Origin of the sequence: Micromonospora maritima (assembly GCF_902825405.1) — a bacterium.
Classification (GTDB): Bacteria; Actinomycetota; Actinomycetes; order Mycobacteriales; family Micromonosporaceae; genus Micromonospora; species Micromonospora maritima.
Map to the genome: position 1 here is coordinate 1 of NZ_CADEAU010000645.1, position 2,617 is coordinate 2,617.

General features: G+C 73.6%; 3 protein-coding genes. All 3 read left to right on the forward strand.

Translation table 11 applies throughout. The annotated features are described in order from the left end of the window. Positions 1–754, forward strand: a 754-nt coding sequence (locus HUW36_RS30470; RefSeq protein WP_246248401.1) for a cell division protein FtsQ/DivIB, incomplete at its 5' end; no start/stop codon positions are given. 245 nt (positions 755–999) lie between these two features. Then, positions 1,000–2,115 carry a cell division protein FtsZ gene (gene ftsZ / locus HUW36_RS30475; protein ID WP_174531244.1) on the forward strand — a complete coding sequence of 372 codons (1,116 nt, stop codon included), beginning with the start codon at positions 1,000–1,002 and terminating at the stop codon, positions 2,113–2,115. 9 nt (positions 2,116–2,124) lie between these two features. Beyond that, positions 2,125–2,617 (forward strand): type III PLP-dependent enzyme domain-containing protein (locus HUW36_RS30480; protein ID WP_174531245.1); only part of this gene is annotated, 493 nt, incomplete at its 3' end.

The window sequence follows — 2,617 nt, forward strand, 5'->3', positions numbered from 1 at the left end:
GGTCCGACGCTGGCAGCTGGTACGGGCCGGCGCGGACGCGGTGCCGCCGTCCACCCGTCGTTTCATGGCCCGGGCCCGGCAGCGGCGGATGCGGGCGGCACTGCCCTGGGCGGTCGCCGCCGCGGTGGCGACCGTGGCCGGCCTGATCGCCTGGACCGTGCTCGGCACCGGCCTGTTCGGTGTCCGCGACGTGCGCGTGGTCGGTGCGCGAACGGTCACGGCGGTGGAGATCCGGGACGCCGCGGCGGTGCCGGACGACGCGCCGCTGGCCCGGGTGGACCTGGCCGCGACCGCGCGCCGGGTGGGCACGCTGCCGCCGGTGGCCCGGGCCACGGTCGAGCGGGACTGGCCGGGGACGCTGGTGATCCGGGTCGAGGAGCGGACGCCGGTGGCGGCGGTGCCGCAGGGCGAGGGGTTCGCGGTGGTGGACGGCTCCGGTGTGGTCTTCCAGCGCGCGGACCAGGCGCCGGCCGGACTGCCGCTGGTCAAGGTCGTCCGGCCGGGCCCGGACGACCCGGGCACCCGGGCCGGGCTGGCGGTGCTGGCCGCGCTCGGTCCGAAGCTGCGCGCGGAGCTGGTCGCGGTGGACGTGGCCGGGCTGGCCCGGATCACGTTGCTGCTGCGGGGCGACCGTGAGGTGTTCTGGGGGGACACCTCGCGCGGCCCGGACAAGTCCACTGTGGCCACCGCGTTGCTGGGCCGCAGGGCCGACCGGATCGACGTCAGCGCTCCGGACGTGGTGACGTTCCAGTAGCCCGGGACGGCGAGCGACCCTTGTGTCCCGGGTCGCTCGGTCGGCGACACGCCGGAAGGGTCCTTGGCTCCTGGCGCGGCGGCGCATACGTTGCCCCGAAGAGATCAGTGGTTGACATAACTCTAAGCCTCTAGTAGAGGGTGAGGGTTCAGTCGTCGGAGGATCCTTTCGGAGGTGCTCCGCCACTGGTCCGGCCAAGCCGTGTGGGGTCGGCCCATGCCAATCTCGAAGGGAAAGGACCGGAGATGACACCTCCGCACAACTACCTGGCGGTCATCAAGGTCGTCGGCATCGGGGGCGGCGGCGTGAACGCCGTCAACCGGATGATCGAGGTTGGGCTCAAGGGCGTCGAGTTCATCGCGATCAACACCGACGCGCAGGCGCTGCTGATGAGCGACGCCGACGTCAAGCTCGACGTGGGCCGGGAGCTGACCCGGGGCCTGGGCGCCGGCGCCAACCCGGACGTCGGCAAGAACGCCGCCGAGGACCACCGGGACGAGATCGAGGAGGTGCTCAAGGGCGCCGACATGGTCTTCGTGACCTGTGGTGAGGGTGGCGGCACCGGCACCGGCGGCGCGCCGGTGGTGGCCAACATCGCCCGCAAGCTGGGCGCGCTCACCATCGGCGTGGTCACCCGGCCGTTCTCGTTCGAGGGCAAGCGCCGTCAGGTGCAGGCCGAGGCGGGGATCGAGGAGCTGCGCAACCAGTGCGACACGCTCATCGTCATCCCGAACGACCGGCTGCTGGCCCTCGGCGACCGCAACATCTCCATGATGGACGCGTTCCGCACGGCGGACCAGGTGCTGCTCTCCGGTGTCCAGGGCATCACCGACCTGATCACCACGCCGGGTCTGATCAACCTGGACTTCGCCGACGTGAAGAGCGTGATGAGCGGCGCCGGCAGCGCGCTGATGGGTATCGGCAGCGCCCGGGGCGAGAACCGCGCCGTCGAGGCGGCCGAGGCGGCCATCTCCAGCCCGCTGCTGGAGCAGAGCATGGACGGCGCGCGGGGCGTGCTGCTCTCCATCGCCGGCGGCTCCGATCTCGGCCTGTTCGAGATCAACGACGCGGCGCAGCTGGTCACCGACGCGGCCCACCCGGACGCGAACATCATCTTCGGCGCGGTCATCGACGACGCGCTCGGCGACGAGGTGCGGGTGACCGTGATCGCCGCCGGCTTCGACGGGGGCGCCCCGGCGTACAAGGCGGTCGAGTCGCCGCGCAAGAGCAACCAGAACCCGCCGGCCCAGCCGAGCGCGCCGGTGAACCCGCCGGCCACCATGCCGGCTCCGCAGCAGCCGTCGCGCCGGGTGCTCTTCGACGACGTCGACGTGCCCGACTTCCTCAAGAACGGGTCCTGAGCCGCCCCGATGACGGAGTCACCCCTGACGGTGCGGCCGGAGCGTCGCGCCGAGCTCGCGGCCGGGCTGGCCCGGGTCCGGTCCCGGATCGCGGACGCCTGCGCGGCGGCCGGCCGGTCCGCGGACTCGGTCACCCTGGTCGCGGTCACCAAGACCTACCCGGCCGCCGACGTGCTCGCCCTGGCCGGGCTCGGGGTGCGCGACGTGGGGGAGAACCGGGACCAGGAGGCGGCGCCGAAGGCGGCGGCGGTGGCCGCCGCCGGTGCCACGCCGCGCTGGCACTTCATCGGCCAGCTGCAACGCAACAAGGCCCGTTCGGTGGTCCGGTACGCCGACGTGGTCCAGTCGGTCGACAGCGTCCGGCTGGCCGCCGCGCTGGACGCGGCCGCGACCGCCGCCCGGGACCGACCGTTGGACGTGCTGGTGCAGGTGAGCATCGACGGCGACGCGGCCCGGGGCGGGGCGCTGCCGGGCCTGGCCGACCCGGATCGCGGGCTGGACC

What these genes read in the sequence shown, in the direction of transcription:
- ftsZ (WP_174531244.1), top strand. Translation starts at nt 1,000, where the DNA reads ATGACACCTCCGCACAACTACCTGGCGGTCATCAAGGTCGTCGGCATC.